16 protein-coding genes are annotated in these 19,443 nt (G+C 69.2%); 6 read left to right on the forward strand and 10 right to left on the reverse strand.

Features of this window, described 5'->3' with window-relative positions:
• Window positions 1-77: 77 nt before the first annotated feature.
• Both otsB and D7044_RS28905 read right to left on the reverse strand, forming a co-directional pair.
• Window positions 78-2,639, reverse strand: a complete 2,562-nt coding sequence (gene otsB / locus D7044_RS28900; protein WP_120679927.1) for a trehalose-phosphatase — start codon at window positions 2,637-2,639, stop codon at window positions 78-80.
• Between the two features lie 35 nt (window positions 2,640-2,674).
• Entirely contained in the window at window positions 2,675-4,075 is a 1,401-nt protein-coding gene (locus tag D7044_RS28905) for an alpha,alpha-trehalose-phosphate synthase (UDP-forming) (RefSeq protein WP_120679728.1), read from the reverse strand.
• Window positions 4,076-4,425: 350 nt separating this feature from the next.
• On the opposite strand from D7044_RS28905, the gene ettA reads away from it, so the two are divergent.
• From ettA to D7044_RS28925, 4 genes are all read left to right on the forward strand, one after another.
• Complete coding sequence (ettA, locus tag D7044_RS28910; RefSeq protein ID WP_120679730.1) at window positions 4,426-6,102, forward strand: energy-dependent translational throttle protein EttA; 1,677 nt, start codon at window positions 4,426-4,428, stop codon at window positions 6,100-6,102.
• A 2-nt stretch (window positions 6,103-6,104) separates the two neighbouring features.
• On the forward strand, window positions 6,105-6,551 hold the full coding sequence (locus D7044_RS28915; RefSeq protein WP_120679732.1) for an acyl-CoA thioesterase: 447 nt from the start codon (window positions 6,105-6,107) through the stop codon (window positions 6,549-6,551).
• Between the two features lie 23 nt (window positions 6,552-6,574).
• A complete protein-coding gene (locus D7044_RS28920) occupies window positions 6,575-7,294 on the forward strand; it encodes a serine/threonine-protein kinase (protein WP_120679929.1) in 720 nt (239 codons plus the stop codon).
• A 131-nt stretch (window positions 7,295-7,425) separates the two neighbouring features.
• The gene (locus D7044_RS28925) at window positions 7,426-8,010 is read left to right on the forward strand and encodes a type III secretion system chaperone family protein (protein WP_120690785.1); all 585 of its coding nucleotides are present in this window, start codon (window positions 7,426-7,428) and stop codon (window positions 8,008-8,010) included.
• Window positions 8,011-8,220: 210 nt separating this feature from the next.
• Here D7044_RS28925 and D7044_RS28930 read toward each other — a convergent pair whose 3' ends face one another.
• The 3 genes from D7044_RS28930 to D7044_RS28940 all read right to left on the reverse strand — a co-directional run bounded on the left by D7044_RS28930 (window position 8,221) and on the right by D7044_RS28940 (window position 11,575).
• Complete coding sequence (locus D7044_RS28930; RefSeq protein ID WP_120690786.1) at window positions 8,221-8,640, reverse strand: globin; 420 nt, start codon at window positions 8,638-8,640, stop codon at window positions 8,221-8,223.
• Between the two features lie 230 nt (window positions 8,641-8,870).
• Window positions 8,871-10,283 carry an MFS transporter gene (locus D7044_RS28935; protein ID WP_120690787.1) on the reverse strand — a complete coding sequence of 471 codons (1,413 nt, stop codon included), beginning with the start codon at window positions 10,281-10,283 and terminating at the stop codon, window positions 8,871-8,873.
• Window positions 10,284-10,522: 239 nt separating this feature from the next.
• On the reverse strand, window positions 10,523-11,575 hold the full coding sequence (locus D7044_RS28940; RefSeq protein ID WP_120679931.1) for a mechanosensitive ion channel family protein: 1,053 nt from the start codon (window positions 11,573-11,575) through the stop codon (window positions 10,523-10,525).
• Between the two features lie 500 nt (window positions 11,576-12,075).
• Here D7044_RS28940 and D7044_RS32190 point away from each other — a divergent pair, with 500 nt between their 5' ends.
• Window positions 12,076-13,170 (forward strand): hypothetical protein, encoded by a 1,095-nt coding sequence (locus D7044_RS32190; protein ID WP_147434737.1) that lies wholly within the window; start codon window positions 12,076-12,078, stop codon window positions 13,168-13,170.
• Window positions 13,171-13,413: 243 nt separating this feature from the next.
• Here D7044_RS32190 and D7044_RS28950 read toward each other — a convergent pair whose 3' ends face one another.
• Both D7044_RS28950 and D7044_RS28960 read right to left on the reverse strand, forming a co-directional pair.
• Complete coding sequence (locus D7044_RS28950) at window positions 13,414-14,064, reverse strand: hypothetical protein (protein ID WP_147434738.1); 651 nt, start codon at window positions 14,062-14,064, stop codon at window positions 13,414-13,416.
• A 1,719-nt stretch (window positions 14,065-15,783) separates the two neighbouring features.
• Window positions 15,784-16,473, reverse strand: a complete 690-nt coding sequence (locus D7044_RS28960) for a DUF4365 domain-containing protein (RefSeq protein WP_158610041.1) — start codon at window positions 16,471-16,473, stop codon at window positions 15,784-15,786.
• Window positions 16,474-16,792: 319 nt separating this feature from the next.
• Here D7044_RS28960 and D7044_RS28965 point away from each other — a divergent pair, with 319 nt between their 5' ends.
• On the forward strand, window positions 16,793-17,326 hold the full coding sequence (locus D7044_RS28965) for an HNH endonuclease (protein ID WP_120679740.1): 534 nt from the start codon (window positions 16,793-16,795) through the stop codon (window positions 17,324-17,326).
• Window positions 17,327-17,337: 11 nt separating this feature from the next.
• On the opposite strand, the gene D7044_RS28970 is transcribed toward D7044_RS28965, so the two are convergent.
• The 3 genes from D7044_RS28970 to D7044_RS28980 form a co-directional block, all read right to left on the reverse strand.
• Entirely contained in the window at window positions 17,338-18,198 is an 861-nt protein-coding gene (locus D7044_RS28970) for a class F sortase (RefSeq protein WP_120679742.1), read from the reverse strand.
• 12 nt (window positions 18,199-18,210) lie between these two features.
• Complete coding sequence (locus tag D7044_RS28975; protein WP_233563225.1) at window positions 18,211-18,747, reverse strand: hypothetical protein; 537 nt, start codon at window positions 18,745-18,747, stop codon at window positions 18,211-18,213.
• Between the two features lie 132 nt (window positions 18,748-18,879).
• Window positions 18,880-19,359 (reverse strand): Lrp/AsnC family transcriptional regulator, encoded by a 480-nt coding sequence (locus tag D7044_RS28980; protein ID WP_120679744.1) that lies wholly within the window; start codon window positions 19,357-19,359, stop codon window positions 18,880-18,882.
• Window positions 19,360-19,443: the final 84 nt, after the last annotated feature.

A 19,443-nucleotide genomic window follows, 5' to 3' on the forward strand; every position in this document is an offset into this window, starting at 1 on the left:
CCTGGTCGCCGCCGAGCACACCGGATACGCGAACGGCGGCCGGAGGGATCTCCGGCCGCCGTTCTCCGGCGTTCAGCTCACTGCTTGAGCATGTTGTCGAGCAGCAGGGCACAGCGGACCAGCCCCAGGTGGCTGTAGGCCTGCGGGTGGTTGCCCAGCCCCCGCTCGGCGAGCGGGTCGTACTGCTCGGGGAGCAGACCCGTCGGCCCGGCGGTGTCGATCATCTGGGTGAAGAGCTCCTCGGCATCGGTGCGCCGACCGGTGCGCAGGTACGCCTCGATCAGCCACGCCGTGCAGATGTGGAAGCCGCCCTCCCGGCCGGGCAGACCGTCGTCCCAGTGGTACCGGTAGACCACCGGGCCGCTGCGCAGGTCCGCCTCGATCTTGAGGACGGTGGAGAGGAAGCGCGGGTCGTCACCCGGGAGCAGGCCGGAGAGGCCGATCCAGAGCGAGGAGGCGTCCATGTCCTCGTCGCCGTAGGCGACGCTGTACGCCTCGGCGTGCTCGTGCCAGCCGTACTCCAGCACGTTGGCGGCGATCCGGTCGCGCAGGTCCACCCACTCCGGGCGGTCCTGGCCGCCGTGCTGCCGCACGACGTGCAGCGCCCGGTCCACCGTCATCCAGCACATCACCTTCGAGAAGATGTGGTGCCGCGGTGGGAGGCGGGCCTCCCAGATGCCGTGGTCGGGCTCGTGCCAGCGTCGGCTGACCGCCTCGACCATCGACTCGAGCACCCGCCACTCCGTCTCCCGGACCGAGCCGCGCAGGTCGGCCACGGCCGCGATCAGGTCGGCGACCGGACCGAAGACGTCCAGCTGGAGCTGGTGGTTGGCGAGGTTGCCGACCCGTACCGGCCGGGAGCCGGCGTAGCCGGGCAGGGTGTCGATGACGGCCTCGGCGCCCAGCTCGTACCCGTCGACGGTGTAGAGCGGGTGCAGCCGCTCGGGGTGCCCGCCGGTGCGTTCGACGACGCCGTCGATCCAGCGCAGCAGCCCCTCGGCCTCCTCGGTCGAACCGAGGTCGACCAGCGACCGGGCGCTCAGCGCGGCGTCCCGCAGCCAGCAGTAGCGGTAGTCCCAGTTGCGTACGCCGCCCAGCTCCTCGGGGAGCGAGGTGGTCGCGGCGGCCAGGATCGAGCCGGTGGGCTCGTGGCAGAGACCGCGCAGCGTGAGCGCGCTGCGGACGACGAGGTCACGGGCGGTGTTGGGCAGCCGGAGCGTCGAGACCCAGTCCGTCCACGGCTGCTCGGCCGCGGCCTGCCGCTCGTGGATCGAGAGCCGGTGGTGCTCCAGGCTCTGCGTGCCGAAGCGCATCTCCAGCACGACCTGCCCGCCGACGGCGCGGAGGTCGACGACCGCCTTGGCGCTCTCGTAGACGCCGTCGCTGGTGATCTCCCACTCGACGCCGGGGGAGTAGAGCGCGATCGGCTCGTTCGAGCCGAGCACCAGCAGGCCGTCGTCGAGCGGTTGCAGCTGCACGGCGACCTGGCCGAACTCGGGCCGGGGGGCGAAGTCGATCCGCGCCCGCCCGGTGCCGCTGAGCACCCGGATCAGCGTCGAGTCGCCGCCCATGACGGCCGGCCCGTCCGGGGTGGTCTCGCTGGCGGGCGTGTCCAGCCAGTCGGTGACGGTCAGGCCGGACCAGCGGGTCTCCACGGTCATCGTGCCGGGACGGTAGCGCTGGCCCAGCGGGATGCCGCCCCGCTCGGGTGAGACGGTGAAGTGCCCGGCCGGGCTGCCACCGACCAGGTCGGCGAAGATCGCCGCCGAGTCCGGCTTCGGGTGGCAGAGCCAGGTGATCTTGGCTTCCGGCGTGACCAGGCCGACGGTGCGGCCGTTGGCCAGCATCGAGTGCCGCTCGATCGGCACCGCCCGCTCGCCGAAGAGCCAGTGCCGACGGGTCTCCAGCAGCAGCCCGAGGGCGCGGGCGGCCTCGATCGGCTCGGCGACCCGGTACTGGGCCTGGGTGTCGCCCGGGCCGATCTTGATGCCGACGTCCGGCCCGTGCAGGTTGCCGAAGGCGTTCTCGTCGGTGACGTCGTCGCCGATGAAGAGCACCGCGCTGGCGGAGAGCTGGGTACGCAGCTGGTCGACCGCCGTGCCCTTGTGGGTGGCGACCACCGAGAGCTCGATGACCTCCTTGCCCTGGGTGACGGTGACGCCGTCCCAGGTCGCGGGGCCGGTGCGGACCGCCTCGATGGCGGCCGCCGCGATCTGCGGGTCCAGCCCGCGGGTGTGCACGGCGACGCTGGCCGGCTTGCGCTCCAGCCGGACGCCGGGGTGGGCCGCGGCGATCTCGCGCAGCGCGTCCCGCAGCCGGGCGCGGATCTCGATCAGCTCGGGAGAGAGCCGCTCGACGAAGCCGATGTCGAACTCGGAGCCGTGGCTGCCGACCAGGTGCACCTCGCTGGGCAGCCGGGAGAGCGCGGCCAGGTCACGCAGCGCCCGACCGGAGACCACCGCCACGGTGGTCTGCGGCATCGCCGCCAGCGCGCGGATGGCGGCCACCGACTCGGGCAGGGGCACGGCCTTGCTGGGATCCTCGACGATCGGCGCCAGGGTGCCGTCGTAGTCACAGGCGATCAGGAGCTGCGGCACCCGGGCGATCCGGCCGATCGCGGTGCGCAGCTCCGGGTCCATGACGTCGGTGGCGACGCCACCGGGCAGGGTGGCGCTCACGCGGCCTCCGCCTCGGGGGCACCGAGCTCGGTGAGGAAGGACTGGGCCCAGTGACCCACATCGTTGGTACGCAGATGGCGTTGCATCGTCCGCATACGGCGGCGTGCCTCCGGCTTCTCGACATGCACGGCCCGCAGCAGGGCGTCCTTGACCGCGTCGGGGTCGTGCGGGTTGCACAGGAACGCCTGGCGCAGCTCGGTTGCCGCGCCGGCGAACTCACTGAGCACGAGTGCACCGCCCTGGTCGGCGCGCGATGCCACGTACTCCTTGGCCACCAGATTCATTCCGTCTCGCAGCGGGGTCACCATCATGACGTCGGCAGCGACGTACATCGCGGCCAGTTCGCTGCGACTGTACGACTGATGCAGATAATGCACCGCGGGTACGCCCACCCTGCCGAATTCGCCATTTATCCGACCAACCTCGCGCTCGACCTTGACGCGGAGAGCCTGGTAGTGCTCGACGCGCTCCCGGCTCGGCGTGGCGACCTGGACCATGACCGCGTCGGGAACGCTCAGTTTTCCGTCCGCCAGCAGCTCGCGGAAGGCCTTGAGGCGCAGCTCGATGCCCTTGGTGTAGTCGAGCCGGTCCACGCCCAGCACTATCGTCCGGGGGTTGCCGAGCTCCTCCCGGATCTCCTTGGCCCGGGCCTGGACCGCCGGGTCGGCGGCCATCCGCTCCATCTCCCGGGTGTCGATCGAGATGGGGAACGCCCCGGCCTTCACCTGCCGGCCGTCGACCTGGATCATCTGCCCCTCGTAGCGCAGCCCGAGCAGGTGCCGGGCCAGCCGGACGAAGTTCTGGGCGGCCAGCCGCTGCTGGAACCCGACCAGGTCGGCGCCGAGCAGCCCGCGCAGGATCTCGGTGCGGAACGGCATCTGCATGAACAGTTCGATGGGCGGGAACGGGATGTGCAGGAAGAAACCGATGCGCAGGTCCGGCCGCAGCTCGCGGAGCATCGCGGGGACCAGCTGGAGCTGGTAGTCCTGCACCCAGACCGTCGCGCCCTCGGCCGCCACGTCCGCCGCGGCCTCGGCGAACCGGGCGTTGACCAGGCGGTACGTCTCCCGCCAGCGGCGCTTGTAGACCGGGGTCTCCACGGCGTCGTGGTAGAGCGGCCAGATCGTCGCGTTGGACTGGCCCTCGTAGTAGCGCTCGAGCTCCTCGCCGCTCAGCGGCACCGGGTGCAGGTGGATGCCCTCCAGGTCGAACGGCTCCGGGGCGGCGCCGGTGCCGCCGGCCCAGCCGACCCAGGTGCCCTGGTGCTCGGCGAGGACGGGGTGCAGGGCGGTGACCAGCCCACCCGGGCTGCGCCGCCACTGCCGTCCCTCGGGTGTGCTCACCTCGTCGACCGGCAGGCGGTTCGCCACTACGACAAAGGAGCTGCGGACGGTCACGTTCGGCCACCTCCGGTGCTGGGCGGATCAACCGCATGGGCGTACTGAGCGTAGCTGCGAGGTCTTGGAGCCCGTGCCGGAGTTCCCTACCCGCTCCGCGCTCGCCGAATCTCGCCGGTGATCTTGCCAACAGCCGCGGCCCCGCACGACGCCGGGGCGGCGGTCCGTCCCGAGCTGCCGCGACGCGCGTGGGAACGCCAGGGCGGGGTGATGTGGGCGCTCCGTCGAATACCTGTCAGGATTGACGACGGCGTGCGTGCGGCCGGCCCGGCCGGTGTCGCGGGAGCTTCCGCCGCCCCCGCGCTCGCGCCGCCGGCTCCCAGTCGAAACCTACGGAGGTAGTCCACACCGTGGCCCAGTTCATCTACGTCCTGGAAAAGGCGCGCAAGGCGCACGGCGACAAGGTCGTGCTGGACAACGTGACGCTGAACTTCCTGCCCGGGGTCAAGATCGGTGTGGTCGGCCCGAACGGCGCCGGTAAGTCGAGCCTCCTCAAGATCATGGCAGGGCTGGACCGGCCGAGCAACGGCGAGGCCCGGCTTATGCCCGGCTTCACCGTCGGCATGCTCGCCCAGGAGCCGCCGCTCAACGACGCCAAGACCGTGCTCGGCAACGTCGAGGAGGCGGTCGCCGAGACGAAGGCGAAGCTGGAGCGGTTCAACAAGATCGCCGAGCAGATGGCGACCGACTACTCCGACGAGCTGATGGAGGAGATGGGCAAGCTCCAGGAGGAGCTGGACAACGTCGACGCCTGGGACATCGACTCCAAGCTCGAACTGGCCATGGACGCACTGCGCTGCCCGCCGCCGGACGCCGACGTCACCCAGCTCTCCGGTGGTGAGCGCCGTCGGGTGGCGCTCTGCAAGCTGCTGCTGGAGGCGCCCGACCTGCTGCTGCTCGACGAGCCCACCAACCACCTGGATGCGGAGAGCGTGCAGTGGCTGGAGCAGCACCTGGCCAAGTACGCGGGCACCGTCATCGCCATCACCCACGACCGGTACTTCCTCGACAACGTGGCCAACTGGATCCTCGAGCTGGACCGTGGCCGGGCCTACCCGTACGAGGGCAACTACTCCACCTACCTGGAGAAGAAGGCCGCCCGGCTCGCCGTCGAGGGCCGGCGCGACGCCAAGATGAAGAAGCGCCTCTCCGACGAGCTGGAGTGGGTCCGCTCCAACGCCAAGGCCCGGCAGACCAAGTCCAAGGCCCGCCTGGACCGCTACGACGAGATGGCCGCCGAGGCGGAGAAGACCCGGAAGCTGGACTTCGAGGAGATCCAGATCCCGCCGGGCCCGCGCCTGGGCAGCACGGTGATCGAGGCGCGCGACCTCAGCAAGGGCTTCGGTGATCGGCTGCTGATCGACGACCTGTCGTTCTCGCTGCCGCGCAACGGCATCGTCGGCATCATCGGCCCGAACGGCGTCGGCAAGACCACCCTGTTCAAGACCATCGTCGGGCTGGAGCAACCGACCGACGGCGAGGTCCGGGTCGGCGAGACCGTCTCGCTGTCGTACGTCGACCAGAACCGGCAGGGCCTGGACGGCGACAAGACCGTCTGGGAGGTCGTCTCCGATGGGCTGGACCACCTCATGGTGGGCAAGGTCGAGATGCCGTCCCGGGCGTACATCGCGGCGTTCGGCTTCAAGGGGCCGGACCAGCAGAAGCCGACCAAGGTGCTCTCCGGCGGCGAGCGGAACCGGCTCAACCTGGCGCTGACGTTGAAGATCGGCGGCAACGTGATCCTGCTCGACGAGCCGACCAACGACCTGGACGTGGAGACCCTCTCCAGCCTGGAGAACGCGCTGCTGGACTTCCCGGGCTGCGCCGTGGTCATCTCGCACGACCGGATGTTCCTGGACCGGGTCGCCACGCACATCCTGGCCTGGGAGGGCGACGACCAGAACCCGTCGAAGTGGTTCTGGTTCGAGGGCAACTTCGAGGCGTACGAGAAGAACAAGATCGACAGGCTCGGGGCCGAGGCGGCGCGCCCGCACCGGGTGACGTACCGCAAGCTGACCCGCGACTGAGCATGGCTGACCGGTTCGTCTACCACTGCGCCCTGCGCTGGTCCGACCTCGACGCCTTCGGTCACGTCAACAACTCGCGCTTCCTCACGCTCTACGAGGAGGCGCGGGTGGCGTTGATGTTCGCCGACGCCCGGGCGTGGGGGGTGGACTCGTTCGCGGAGGGCGTGGTGATCCGCCGCCACGAGGTCGACTACCTGCGCCCGGTCGACTACTCCCTCGACCGGGGGACGCGCGAGGCCGCGCCGACCGTACGAATCGAGCTGTGGGTGGAGGAGATCCGGGCCTCCCGGTTCACCGTCGCCTACGAGCTCTACGACGGCGAGACGCTGGCCGGGCGGGCCCGTTCGGTGCTGGTGCCGTTCGACCTGGGCCGGCAGGTGCCACGCCGGATCACCGAGCGGGAGCGGGAGTTCCTGCTGAACTACGCGCCGGCGGGCGGGTCCGCGTGACCCGCCCGGAGGCGGCGGGCTCGGTGGCCGGCGCCGGTGGCGGGCCGCCGGAACGCGCCGCCATCCCGAGCGGCGGGCACGGCATCGTCGGGTCGGCCGACGCCGGGGCGTTCCTGGCCCGGCTCGTCCGGCTGGACCGCTCCGCGCCGGTGCGGCTGCGGCCGGTCGGGGCGGACCGGATCGCCCTCTGGGCCCGCTTGCCGTGGCAGGTGCTGGTGGTGCGGACCGTGGCGGGTTCGGGCGGCGGTGACGTGGCCGTGGGGGCCGCTGATCTCCTCGCCGAGCTGGAACGCTCCGGTGCGGCGCTCCCGCCCCGCCGGGACGCACAGTGGCGCTGGCCGCTGCCTCCGGCGGCGAGCCGCCCGATCGAGGTCCTGCCCGCCGGCGAGGTGTGGCGGATCGCCCGGGCGGCGGCCGGCACCCTGCGGACGGCGAGCGAGCAGGGCGTGGCGGGCCGGGCGGTGGGGCAGCGGGCGCTGCGCGACGCCCTGCTCGACCACGTGGCCGTGCTGGTCACTCCTGACGACCCGCCGGGCCCTCCGGTCGAGGTGCCGCAGCGGCTGGTGCAGGGGCTCGTCCGGATGGGTTTTCTGGGCGCGCCGGAGCAGCCCGGACCGGTGGCCGACGTGCAGGTGCGGGTCGCGGGCCGATGGGTCGGCCTGGTGGGACCGTACGGAGCGGCTTGGTTGCAGAAAGGCACGGATCTTGCCGTGATGTCCCTCACGCCTCATCCGAACGGCTGAGCTGGGATCGTCCTTCTGGGTTGGGGCGGTCGTTGGGGGGATGCTTCAACTCGGCTGTCCGGGTACCGTCCATCCTCGGATCCAACGCACGGTAGGCGACTGGATCCGCTGGGGAGTGAGGTGCGCGAGCGATGCCGTGGTGGTCATGGCGCCCCGGTCCCGCCGACGGCGGCGAGCCGGAAACTCGAAGCGGGATCACAGTGGAGGGCACCGTCCGGGTCGGACCGCCGACCCAGCGCCAACCGGAAGACGACTGCAAGACCAACGACCGGTCCGTGCTCGCCGAGATTCCGGCGACCGTCGCGCCGGTCACCCTGAGCCGGGTCTGCGACGCGCTCGACCTGCTCGACGTGCGCTACCTGGCCGACGGCGACGGCAACCTGCTCGCCATGTGGGAGCGGCACGCCGTGCTGGTCACCCTCGAGGGGCCGGAGGACGAGATTCTGGTCATGCGGGCCCGTCCACACGCGACGGTGCCGCCGGACTGGTCCGACCGGGCCTACCGCGTGGTCAACGAGTGGAACCACACCCGCCGGTTCTGCAAGGCGTACGTCGGCGACCCCACCGAGCGTGGCCAGTTGCCCATCTACGCCGAGTTGCAGGTGCCGATGGGCGCCGGGGCGCACGACGCGCTCCTGGTCGAGATGCTCGACTGCGGTGCGGCGGTGGCCACGAGCTTCGTGGACTGGCTGCACGACGAGGGCGCGCTGCTCTGAGCCTCCGGGCCCGACGGTCCCCGCCACGGGCCACGGGCTCGGGGTGCCGACCAGGCGGCGGCCCGTCCGGCTCGGGCGGGCCCTGGCCCGGTGAGCGGCCCGGCCGCCAGGCGGCGGCCCTGCGGCTCGGGGCGGGCCCTGGCGGTGGGCCGCTGAGCGGTCCGGCCGCGACGGCGGGCGGCCCCGCCCGGTGGCGGGTACGCCCGCGGATCAGACCGGGTCCTCCATCACGTTGACCATGAAGTACGCGGCGCGTTCCAGGTAGTCCCAGAGCGCGGTGGCGTGCTCCGCCGGCAGGTCGAGCCGATCGACCGCCCGGCGCATGTGGCGCAGCCAGGCGTCCCGCTCGGCCACCCCGACCCGGAACGGCGCGTGCCGCATCCGCAGTCGCGGATGCCCCCGCTGCGCGGAGTAGGTGTTCGGGCCGCCCCAGTACTGGATGAGGAAGAGGGTCAGCCGGTCAGCCGCCGGGCCGAGGTCCTCCTCCGGGTACATCGGGCGCAGCAGCGGGTCCGCCGCCACCCCGGCGTAGAACTCGTCCACCAGCTTGCGGAACGTGGGCTCGCCGCCGATCGCGTCGAAGAGGGTCTGCGACGGCCGGGAGCGCTCGGATTCGCCTGCGGGGTTCACCGCTCCATCCTGCCAGGCACCCGGCCGGCACCGGCACCGAGGAGACCGCTGGCGCTGTGCGTCCGGTCACCGCCGGCGAGCGGAGCGCGGCCCCGCCGAGCCTCCACCCAGGGTCTGTTTCATCAGGCTCGCCGGCGCGGCCGGGAACGGTCCGGTGAAACAGACCCCGAAGGGCGGGCGTGGCGGTGTCGTCGCCGTGCCGCCCCGGGCGGCGGGGCGCCCGGGGCGCTTCAGGTGACCGCGTGCCGTTCCCGCTCGCCGTCGACGGCATCGCCGCCCGGCAGGTCAGCCGCCGCCGGGGCGTCCGGACCGCCGGTGGAGCCGACCCGGCTCGCGTCGGCGGAGCGGTTCCGGGCCGCGCCGGCGCCTCCGCGTGAGGCGAGCGCGACGGCCGCCTCCACCGTCGGGCGGCTGGGCCAGCTCAGGCTGGCCACCAACATCAGCACGACCCCGGCGGCGCTCCACACGCCGACCACGGACGGGATGGAGAAACGTTCGGCGAGCACGCCGGTGACCAGTACCGCCAGCCCCTGGATCACCTGCATCCCGGTGGCCATCACGCCGAAGGCGCGGGCGCGGAAGGAGTCCGGCAGGACCTGGACGAAGAGCCCGTTCGCTGTCGGCAGCATGCCCGCGACGGCGAAGCCGCAGGCGGCGGCGAGCAGCGCCACCACCACCGGGGAGGGGTCGAGCAGGGCGGGCACCAGGGTCAGCGGGGCGAGTACGGCCAGCGGCCGCATCAGGGCCAGCCGCCGGGCCGGGCCGAAGGCGCGCCCGATCAGCAGCCCGCCGAGGACGAAACCGACCGGGTTGGCGGCCATGATGACCGCCTGCGCCAGGCCCGGATCCAGATCGCCGCCGGCCTTCTGGTCCGCCCACGCCGCGGCCAGGCCCTCGGGCACGATCGAGAAGAGCATGGAGCTGAAGACCAGTACGGCGATAGCCCGCAGCACCGGGGTGCCGAACACGATCTGGAACCCCTCGGCGGTCTCCCGGAGCAGGTGGGTGCGGTTCGCCACGTCCAGCGCCGCGGACCGCTCGCGCACACCGAAGCGGAGCAGGGCCGCCGAGAGGGCGAAGGTGGCCGCGTTGATCAGCAGCGCGAAGGCCGGATCGAACTGGGCGATCGCGGCACCCACCAGGTAGCCGACCACCTGGGCCGCCTGACCGGCGCTGGCGTTGAGTGAGAGCCCGAGCACCAGCCGGTCGCCGGTGAGGATCTGCGCCATCAGCGCGGACTTCGCGGCCTGGCTCGGCGGGTTGGCCAGGGTCGCGAGGAAGAGCAGCGCCAGCACGACGTAGACCGGCAGGCCCGGAATGGCGATGAGCAGCATCAGCGCCATCCGGATCAGGTCGCACGCCACCATCACCCGCCGGTACGGGTGGCGCTCCGCGAGCGCGGCGAGCAGCGGGCCGCCGACCAGCCACGGCAGGAAGCTGACCGCGAAGGCGGTGGCGGAGAGCGCGACTGACCGGGTCTCCTGATAGACCAGCACGGTGACCGCGGCCTTGGCGAGATAGTCGCCGATCCAGGAGAGTGCACCCGCCGTGAAGACGGCCCCGAACTCCCGCTGGGCGAATACCTCGCGGAAGGTCGCCGGCCCTTCCGGAGAGGGTCGCTCGTCGGTCAACGTCGCCTCCATCGCTCCCGAGGGGGCAGGCCACTGGTGGCGGCGCCGGCTCGAGAACTCTCGTCAGATCTGCGGATCAGCGAGGACGCAACACGCTTCTGGCGGGAACACGTGCCCCGGATTCTGCCCGATCGTCTGACAACTGGCTAGGGCGAACGGATAGATCGTCGCATCTCCGACTGAACGAACGGACGATACCTGAGGGGCCGCGCGGCCCGCGACCCCTCCGTCGATGGACGGCCGAGAAAGACTCAGGTCGCTCCGCTCTGGCCGGTCTCACCGTCGGCCGGCGGCCGGGTCGGCATGCCGGGGAAGAGGCGGGCGGCGGCGATCTGCGCGGTGATCCCGGAGTTCTCCAGCGCCTCGGCGAGCCGGCGGCGCAGCTCCCGGCCGACCGCGAACTGGCCGTCCGCGGTCGTCTTCACCACCGTCCGGATCACGGCGCCGTCCACGGTCATCTGCTCCACGCCGAGCACCTCGGGCGGCTCGACGATCTCCGGGGCGAGCTCCGGATCCACCGCCACCGAGGCGGCCGCCGTACGCAGCACCGCCGTGGCCTCCTCCGTGCCGGCGAACCCGATCGGCAGGTCGACCACGACCAGTGCCCAGCCCTGGCTCTTGTTGCCGACCCGGACGATCTCGCCGTTGCGGATGTACCAGAGCACTCCCCGCCCGTCCCGGACGGTGGTGACCCGCAGCCCCACCGACTCGACCACCCCGGTCGCCTCGCCCAGGTCGACGGTGTCGCCGACGCCGTACTGGTCCTCGATCAACATGAAGAGGCCGGCCAGCAGGTCCTTGACCAGGCTCTGCGCGCCGAAGCCCAGTGCCACACCGGCGATCCCGGCGCTGGCCAGCAGCGGGGCCAGGTCGAAGCTGAACTCGCGCAGGATCATCAGCAGCGCGATGCCGAAGACGAACGCGGTGGTGAGGCTGCGCAGCACGGAGCCGATCGCCTCGGCCCGCTGCCGGCGCCGCTCCGGGACGAACTCGCCGGGCTCCGTCGCGGCCGTCGGCACCCGCTCGCGCAGCGGCCGGAGCATCGCCGGCACGCCCGCGTCACTGGTGGTGCGGACCAGCCGGTCGATCGTCTTGCGCACCGCCCAGCGGGCGATCACGGCGAGCAGCAGGATCAGGATGATCCGTAGCGGCTTGACGAGGATCCAGTAGCTGCCCTCGGCGAGCCAGCTCCAGTGGGTCGCCCGCCAGACGGCGTTGCACAACGCCTCGTTCAGGCACTCCGGGCTGGGGCTGTCGTCCGGGGGAGCGGCGGCGGCGAGGGCCGTCAGGGCAGAGGCAGTCACCTTGAATTCGTACCGCAAGACGTCGGCAGGTCCACGGCCGACCCACCGCCGGGCGGCGCCCGCGGCCCGGTTGCGGCGATCATCCGGAATCCGGGGGGTGGCGGAGGGCCCGAGGTGAGGTGGCGAGTGCCCGAACGGGCGGGGGTGAACCGGTCATCCTGCCATGGCCGGAAAATGCTTAACGAGGGACCCCGGATTAGTACGAGCAATCCCTGAAAGAGGGGAGTAAAGCGGCGCTGACCTGCTGAAACGTCCGAAGAAGATCATCCGGCACAACCAGGTCTTGTGGAATAGGGCTTGCTGCGAACCTCACCGCAGTTGGCGCTATTGCCTAGGAATTGGGCTGGACGTACGATCAGGAAATGCCAAGCGCTGGTTCCGGTATACCCAGAGGTGACGCCGATAATAGAGCGGCTCACCAGATAATCCTCATGACAGTTGATCGAGCGACTTCGCAAGTGACGGTCCTTCGATCGGACAAGAAGATAGCAACCCTGCCGATGACCTTTCCCTTCCATCCGGACAGCGCGATTTCGGTCATGAATTACTCTCCGCCACTCAATGCCCTTCATTTTCGAACTCTGAAAGGTGATGAGATAGGCGCCGAGCTGCCAGAGTTCGGGAAGGAATTCTCTCCAAAGAATGGTCGCCCTGTCATCTATCTCGACCAAAAGGACTGGAGCTCGCTAGCAAAGAGCATACATGCGCCTGAGAAGGTTCTTCCGGCCGCCGAACGCGAAGCGGCCGAGCTGCTAATCTCTCTTGCGCGTGCGAAAAAGGTAATCCTCCCATTGTCTGCCGCGCACATGGCCGAAACATGCAAATGGACCAACGACGAGGAGAGGTACCGACTCGCGCTTACTATTGTGCAGCTGAGTGCAGGTTGGCAGATGCGTGACCCTCTCGACATCAGGCGCTTTGAAATTCGGAGTGCTTTAGTCGCAAGGTTCAAGGGGGAGACGCTTGATCAGCCGGCCAACATAACACTTGAACCTCACGCGAAACACGGGTCGAGGCGCTCTACGCGTCCTCCTCGCCAACGACGAGGATTCTCGCCGGAAATCGAGTTAGCGATTGATGCGCTAACTTCGGTTCAAGGGGCTATCGACACTATGCTTGATGCGAAGCCGGTTCCGATGTTGCCTACTCCAGCCTGGGTGTCAAAATTTCAAGGCTTTACAGACTGGTTGGCTGGCGAAAATCGCACTTCTCAGCGCAAGAGGCAGAGCATTGACGTGTTCTTCATTGCCGACTCCATGAGAGAAATGGCTCAGGCTGCTGCCGAGGCAGGGGTCTCACCGGAAGAGATGAGCGTTTGGCTTAAGAAATTCAGCAATGAAGATATCACTTTGATGCCCAGCCTCGGACTGTTTCGAGAGGCTCTGCACCAGAAGCATCTGAACCCTGGCACCAGGTGGGAAAACAACGACCTGACTGATTTGATGTATTTAACTTGTGCTGCCGCTTACGCTGATTACGCGGTGGGCGAAAATTCACTAGTCAGCCAGTTGGAGCAGGCGCAGAAGCGGCTTGGAAGGCCGACGAATGTTTACCGGCGCTTACGCGACCTTGTGCCCGTACTTGAAAAGCTCTAGTACGGCAGCCCGGGTTGGCTGCGTAGAGACCGGTTGATGCGTAGCCGGTCCCTGGTTGCGGCCGAGCTCCGTGAGGCCCCTACCGCCGCCGCGCGGGGTAGCCCTCTCATCAGCCCGCATCTGCATAACGAACCCGTGCTGTTGTACCAGAAACCTCATGCGACCTCAAGTGTAGGTACATCTCTCTAGTCCTCACCAGGTCGTGATACCTGCCCCCAACTCCAAGCAGGAATGGTGTAGAGCTTAGTCCGGGGGCGACGACTCAATTCGGTTTAGGAGGGATTGGCGAGCCGACTCCACGTCCTCAAGTGGCAGGTGCAGCTCTCCGCGTTCGATCTTTTGCAGCTTGTCTTGATACCACGCCTCTACCACCTCAGGGGTCACGCCCCATTCCGTTATGGCGGCAGCGCCGATGGTCGAGGTCAACCGTTCATCCACGTCTTGAAATAGCTGGCGTGCTTCGATGAGGAAATCGATCATCCGCGCCCGGCCCTCGTTGCTGCAAAAGTCCTCTGCCCGCTCACGCCAGAAGGCGTGTGCGAGGTGGTTTCGCAGCCTTAGCGCTTTCGTGAGATCCGCCGCTAGGTCGGGGTCGGCTTGCAGCTTTGGCCCAAGTTGCTTGACAAGGCTGCCCATCGTGGCCTTGAACTTGTCGTCCCAGGGGTCTGAGAGCATGCGCTCAGCATCTTGTCGTGCAACGACGAGTCGAGTAGTGGCGAGAACATTAACCAACTCGTGCTCAAGTACCGCTGCCCGGTAGAAGGCCAGACCGAAGTGAGCGAATGTTGCTTTTGGGTCGGTCTCTTCATCCTCCTCGCCGGGGTGGCTGAGGTCATCCGATTTCTGAAACGGCAATCCGGGCAGTCCGAACCGCACAACATATAGATCGTCCATAGTCCCAGTATCCGGTGAGGCGCAAGTGTTAGCACGGCGCGTCGGCGAGACTCCGACGCGGGGGGTGTCGGTGTGGCGCGCGGTTAGAGAACTTTCTGTACGAGATCAAGGCGGCCCGCTTCGCAGGCCGCGCGCGCCGCCGAACCTGGGCCGGGCCGCTGGCCCGCCGCCGCGCCTCTGGCCTTCGGCCGCCAGCGCGTCGGTGTTAGCCCGCCGGCGGCGCGACATACGACGAAGCCCCGGGCCGCCATGCGTAGTGGCAGATCCGGGGCTTCGATGTCGAGCATTACAAGGGCAGTACCTCCGGCGGGGTCTTCGGGCACTCCGGGATGGTGGCGCCATCCCGACAACCTCCGTCCGGGCAGAGCCGAGCGGGTGGGGCCTGCTCGGTCAAGGTCGTTCAGCCGCTGGGTGCTCCACCTTGACCGAGCAGGCCCCACCCGCTCCACGGGCTGCGGACGAAGGCCGACGGGATGGCTAGGGGAACAGCGGGGTCGGGGTGAAGGCAGGCTTATCGCTCTAACTGCCGTTGATCGGCGGCCTGCCTCGGGATAGGCATTGCCGAAGACGGAAGCTGATGTTGCGGAAGCATCATCTCATCTACGGGACGGCATCGTGTCGGTTCATCAACTCGCAACGGCTTGCCAGGTGCCCGCCTAATGTTTCCCTCAACCAACACCGCTCGCCCCTGGGAATGCCAATCCCATGCCTCCAAATACTGAGGCAGGCGCAGGCGAACCAGAACCTCTGCGGCATGGCCTTGGAGAACGGTCGCAACGGCAATCTCGCCGAACGGATCGTCCGCGTGGTCATGCCGCAGCTGGACGATGGTGCCAGAGAAGACGCGGCTAGGGTCTACCTTCTGTTGGCGAAGTTTCTCCGCCGCGCTCTTCACTAGAACGCTTGCCTCCGCCTCGATGGCAACGCTTCGAGGCATTGTCTCAGGTGCCGGAACGGCTGCTGCCCAGTCGACCGTAGCCTCGAACTCCCCGATGGCGCGCTGCTCCAAGATTCTCGCAAGTGCCGTACAGAACTCCCGGCTAACTCCCCGGTAGACCAACTCGTGAACATCATTAATGCTAGGTGCTTTCGCGGGCTCTACGACAAGCTCTCGAACCGCTTGCATCGACTGTGCGAAAGTGCGAACTACACGTCTTTCAAAGGGTTCCGACGGTGCTCTGTGCAGTTCTTCATGCGCGTGGTCAAGCGTTGGCTGATGCAGGTCTGGCTCAGGTGGCTCTGGTATCGGCACGAGCACCGGTATGACGTATGACCCCTTCTGCGTGTGTCCCATCAACGCCTGGCGAACTACATCGTCCCCGAGCTTTGAATAGTTACTGGCAATGTGTGCCCGCTCCCACCGAGCCGTTGTGGCGGTAGCTCGAAGCATCGCCCTTGCGGATGCAAGTATTTTTACCCCAGTCTCAAGTGGTATCGCATCAATAATTCTCGCGTCGTTGGCTGCACGCAAGTGCGTCACGTCGAAGAGGAGGTACTTAGCCGCCGCAGAAACTTCCTTTTGTGTCCGATGCTCAGCGGCGGCCAATCGTGCGAGGACGCCCGAAATTAATGCTTTGTCCGCCGTGGACGGGACGCCTATACGGGTGCTACCACGAGTCCAGAGAGCCCCCGCAGGCCCGGGTGGCTGTTCCGTCCAGCCCATGAAGCGCAGATACGAACGCAGTTCACCGAGCGTGGGCTGTGCGGCTTCACTGACCATCAGTTCCCGCCTTGCAGTTGGGGCTGGAAACATGCATCAACGTCGGAGGACCACTGCCGTAGGGTATCCGCCGTCAGTCGCTGGCTCTTGGGAACAGTGATACTCGCACCCTGAGACATCTTGTCGACCCTTGCCCAGAAGGCGGCGGCGCGGTGCATGGTCCCGTCGACTCGGTGGTCGAGCCAGTCAGGCTGCTCGTCAGGGTCCATCACGACCAGGACGAAGTAGACCGGTACGCACGATCCGTGCCACTTGGCCCACCAACGATCATCGGCCGGCCAGGTAGCGGTACTGCCACCATGGATGCGGAACTTGCCAGTGCACTTCACCTGGACGCGGGCACTTGCGGTAGCGAAGTCCACTGCGCCATCGATAGCCAACACGTCCTCATCGATCGAGGTCTCGGTGAACCCAACGCCAGCCTGACTGCAGATCGCGCGGAGGTAGGCCACGCCGAACCGCGCTTTAGAGCCGTTGGGGCTGAAGGTGGCGATATCGACCGGTCCGGGCTGATGAGGGATCACCATGACCATCATCATGACCGTGGATGACCACCGACGGTAGGCCTTGAGTTGCCTAAGGCGACGGATCCTCGAGGTCGGCAAATCGACAGCGCGTGACACTTGACCTTCGTGGAAGCCGGCATCTGCGGCCGTGAAGCGCTTGCGTCCGGTGGCGTGCTCCGGCAACCCGGGATGGCTAGAGGGTGCAGCCGGGAGGGTCAAGCGGAAGATCATCAGGCACAGATCCGGCACAACTGAGGCCGACAAGGGCTGTCAAACGGTGTCAGGCAACGGCAGAGTTCACCCAGGTGGGGCCGCCGATGTGACCGGTTGCTCATGATCGCAATAGCACAAGAGAGATTAGTACGTGCAATCCGGGGTCCGATCAGGGACGATTGGCGCAACGGACGTCGGTGATCCGGCCGGCGTCGACCGTGGTGGCCGTCGTGCCCGTCCCCGGTCGGCGGCGCGCAGAAGGTGCCGCTGAACCGGGAGGGTGTGCGCGATGCCTGACATACGACCCACGGTGGGCTCCGGTGCGCTGGTCCTCAACGCCACCTACGAGCCGCTGTGCGTCGTGTCGGTGCGTCGGGCCGCGATCCTCGTCCTCTCCGCCAAGGCGGTCTGCGTCGCCGACGGCGAGGGCATCCTGCACAGCGCCCGAGACGCCCTCCCGGTGCCCTCGGTGGTCCGGTTGACCCGGTACGTCCGGGTGCCCTACCGCACCCACGTCGGGCTCTCCCGCCGGGCGATCTTCGCCCGGGACGGCTGGCGCTGCGCCTACTGCCGGGGGCCGGCCGAGACCATCGACCACGTCTTCCCCCGCAGCCGGGGCGGCCGGCACGCGTGGGAGAACGTGGTGGCCGCCTGCGCCCGCTGCAATCACACGAAGGGCGACAAGACCCCGGCCGAGCTGGGCTGGCGGCTGCACTCGGCGCCCGCTGCGCCGAAGGGGGCCGCCTGGCGGGTGCTCGGCCACCGGGCGCCCGACCCACGCTGGGCCGACTGGCTCGACCTGCGGGAGCCGGAGGCGGCCTGAGCCGACGAGCCTCACCGGCGCGCCGTCACCAGGGACGCGAAGACCACGACGTTGTCGGCGTAGCCGGTCGCCCCACCGACCCAGCGGCCACCGCAGGTGATGAGGCGCAGGTTCGGGCGGCTGAAGTCGCGGAAGACCTCCTCCACCGGCAGTTCGTTCTTGTCGAACCGCTGCACCGAGTTCACCTCGAAGACCGCCACGGTGCCGTCCTCCCGGGTCACCTCCACCCGGTCGCCGGCCCGCAGCTGCTTGAGGTCGTGGAAGACCGCCGGCCCGCTGGTGGTGTCCACGTGCCCGACGATCACCGCCGGGCCGTACTGGCCGGGGGTGGGGCCCTGGTCGTACCAGCCCGCCTCCTGGGCCCGTCCGGCGTCCGGCACCCCGATGCTGCCGTCCTCGGCGATCCCCACACTGTGCACCGGGGCCCGCACGTCGATCGTGTTGATGGAGAGCTCCGCCGGTCGGCTCGCCGGCAGCACCGGGAACTTCTTCGGCGGTGGGCGCAGACCCGCGCTGAGCTGGTCCGGTAGGACGCTGAGCCCGGTCACCCGTTCCACCCCGAGCATCGCGACGATCAGCACCATCAGCCCGGCGACGAGCAGCACCGGAAGACCCGGTCCGGCTCCCGCTCCGAGCCGGTGCCGCACTCGCGGACGCCCGGGCCGGGCCGGTAGCGGCGCCTTGCCCGGGTCGGCGGTGGCCACCCCGGCGGAGAGCGTGTGCCGGGCGACCCGGCCCAGCCGGCGCGAGGTACGCGCCGCCAGCCGGCCCGACGCGCGCAGCGTCGACCGGGAGGCGCGCAGCGTCGAGCGGGTGGCCGTCCGGAACGTGCTCCGGTCCGGTCGCCTCCGGCCTGCGGTCGGGCGGGCCATGGTGCCTCCGGGTCAGGAACCCGCTCCGCGACGGCGGCTGCCCGCCATGCCCAGCGCCACCGCGGCGCCGACGGCGGCCAGCCCGCCGACGAGCAGCAGGGTGCCGGTGCCGCGGCCCATGGCGGTGCCACCACCGCCGGTCGCCGGGCCCTTGCTCGGCTGGGCCATGTTCAGCACGGTCAGCGTGGTGGACGCGTTGTTGCCGTTCGGGCAGCGCAGGTTGACCGGGTAGTCGCCGGGCTCCTTGTTCTCCGGCACGGTCGCCGAGCCGGTCAGGAAGCCGTTGTCCGGTCGTACCGTCACCCGGCCGAACGCGTCCGACTCGACCTGCGCCTGCCGGTTGTTCGAGTTGTCGCAACTCGCCCGGATCCGTACCTTGTCGCCGGCCTGCACGCTGTTCGGCGTGACCTCGACGAAGACGTTCTCGCCCGCCCGGGCGGGCGCGGCGCCGACCAGGACGAACGACGCGATCAGGGCGAACGCCCCGAGCAGCCTGAGAATGGTCGACGGGGCGGGAAGCACCCCACCGTCCGGTCGCTGACCCCGCATGATCCTCCCTCCCGGCACCGGTGCACCGGTCCTGCTGGGGCGACCCGCGGTGTTTTCCCCCTGGTCTGGCGGCAAACCCGACCGCGCTGGCGGCGGGACGTCCTCCGCCCGACGTGCGCCGGCCGTCGTCGGTCAGCGGCGGCGGCCGCCCGGGTCGGCGTCGGGGCCGGGGCCGCGCGGGAGCGGGGTGACCGGATGCCAGTCGAGCGGGGTGGAGAGCACCATCGTGCTGGAGGGCTGGCCGTACGGGGCGAGCCGGTCGATCACCCGCTCGAACTCGTCGATCGACCCGGCCGCCACCTTCAACATGCTGCACGCGTCGCCGGTGATCCGGTGGATCTCCAGGATCTCCGCCCAGGTGGGCACCTTCGGGTCGTGGAGGATGCAGCGCGACCCGTAGCAGGACATCCGGATCAGGGCCACCACGCTGCGTCCGGCCCGGGCCAGGTCGACGTGGGCGTGGTAGCCGGTGATCACGCCCGACTCCTCCAGTCGGCGTACCCGCTCCGCGACCGCGGGCGGCGACAGGTGCACGCGGCGGGAGAGCTCGCTGAAGGAGAGGCGGGCGTCGGCCTGCAGTTCGCGCAGCAGCGCCCAGTCCATGTCGTCCATGAGGCGACCTTACTTTCCTGAACCGGAATGGCCTTCACGCCTTCGGTCCGGCAGGCCGATTGCGGTCAGCCCCGTTGATCGCGC

Origin of the sequence: Micromonospora musae (genome assembly GCF_003626635.1) — a bacterium.
In the GTDB taxonomy this organism is placed as follows: Bacteria; Actinomycetota; Actinomycetes; order Mycobacteriales; family Micromonosporaceae; genus Micromonospora; species Micromonospora musae.

Excerpts from the sequence above, each read along its gene's own strand:
- D7044_RS28915 (WP_120679732.1), top strand. The coding sequence starts at position 6,105 with ATGGCTGACCGGTTCGTCTACCACTGCGCCCTGCGCTGGTCCGACCTC.
- D7044_RS28935 (WP_120690787.1), bottom strand. The coding sequence starts at position 10,283 with ATGGAGGCGACGTTGACCGACGAGCGACCCTCTCCGGAAGGGCCGGCG.
- D7044_RS28950 (WP_147434738.1), bottom strand. The coding sequence starts at position 14,064 with ATGGACGATCTATATGTTGTGCGGTTCGGACTGCCCGGATTGCCGTTT.
- D7044_RS28980 (WP_120679744.1), bottom strand. The coding sequence starts at position 19,359 with ATGGACGACATGGACTGGGCGCTGCTGCGCGAACTGCAGGCCGACGCC.
- D7044_RS32190 (WP_147434737.1), top strand. The coding sequence starts at position 12,076 with ATGACCTTTCCCTTCCATCCGGACAGCGCGATTTCGGTCATGAATTAC.
- D7044_RS28975 (WP_233563225.1), bottom strand. The coding sequence starts at position 18,747 with ATGCGGGGTCAGCGACCGGACGGTGGGGTGCTTCCCGCCCCGTCGACC.
- D7044_RS28970 (WP_120679742.1), bottom strand. The coding sequence starts at position 18,198 with ATGGCCCGCCCGACCGCAGGCCGGAGGCGACCGGACCGGAGCACGTTC.
- D7044_RS28925 (WP_120690785.1), top strand. The coding sequence starts at position 7,426 with ATGCCGTGGTGGTCATGGCGCCCCGGTCCCGCCGACGGCGGCGAGCCG.
- D7044_RS28965 (WP_120679740.1), top strand. The coding sequence starts at position 16,793 with ATGCCTGACATACGACCCACGGTGGGCTCCGGTGCGCTGGTCCTCAAC.
- otsB (WP_120679927.1), bottom strand. The coding sequence starts at position 2,639 with ATGGACCCGGAGCTGCGCACCGCGATCGGCCGGATCGCCCGGGTGCCG.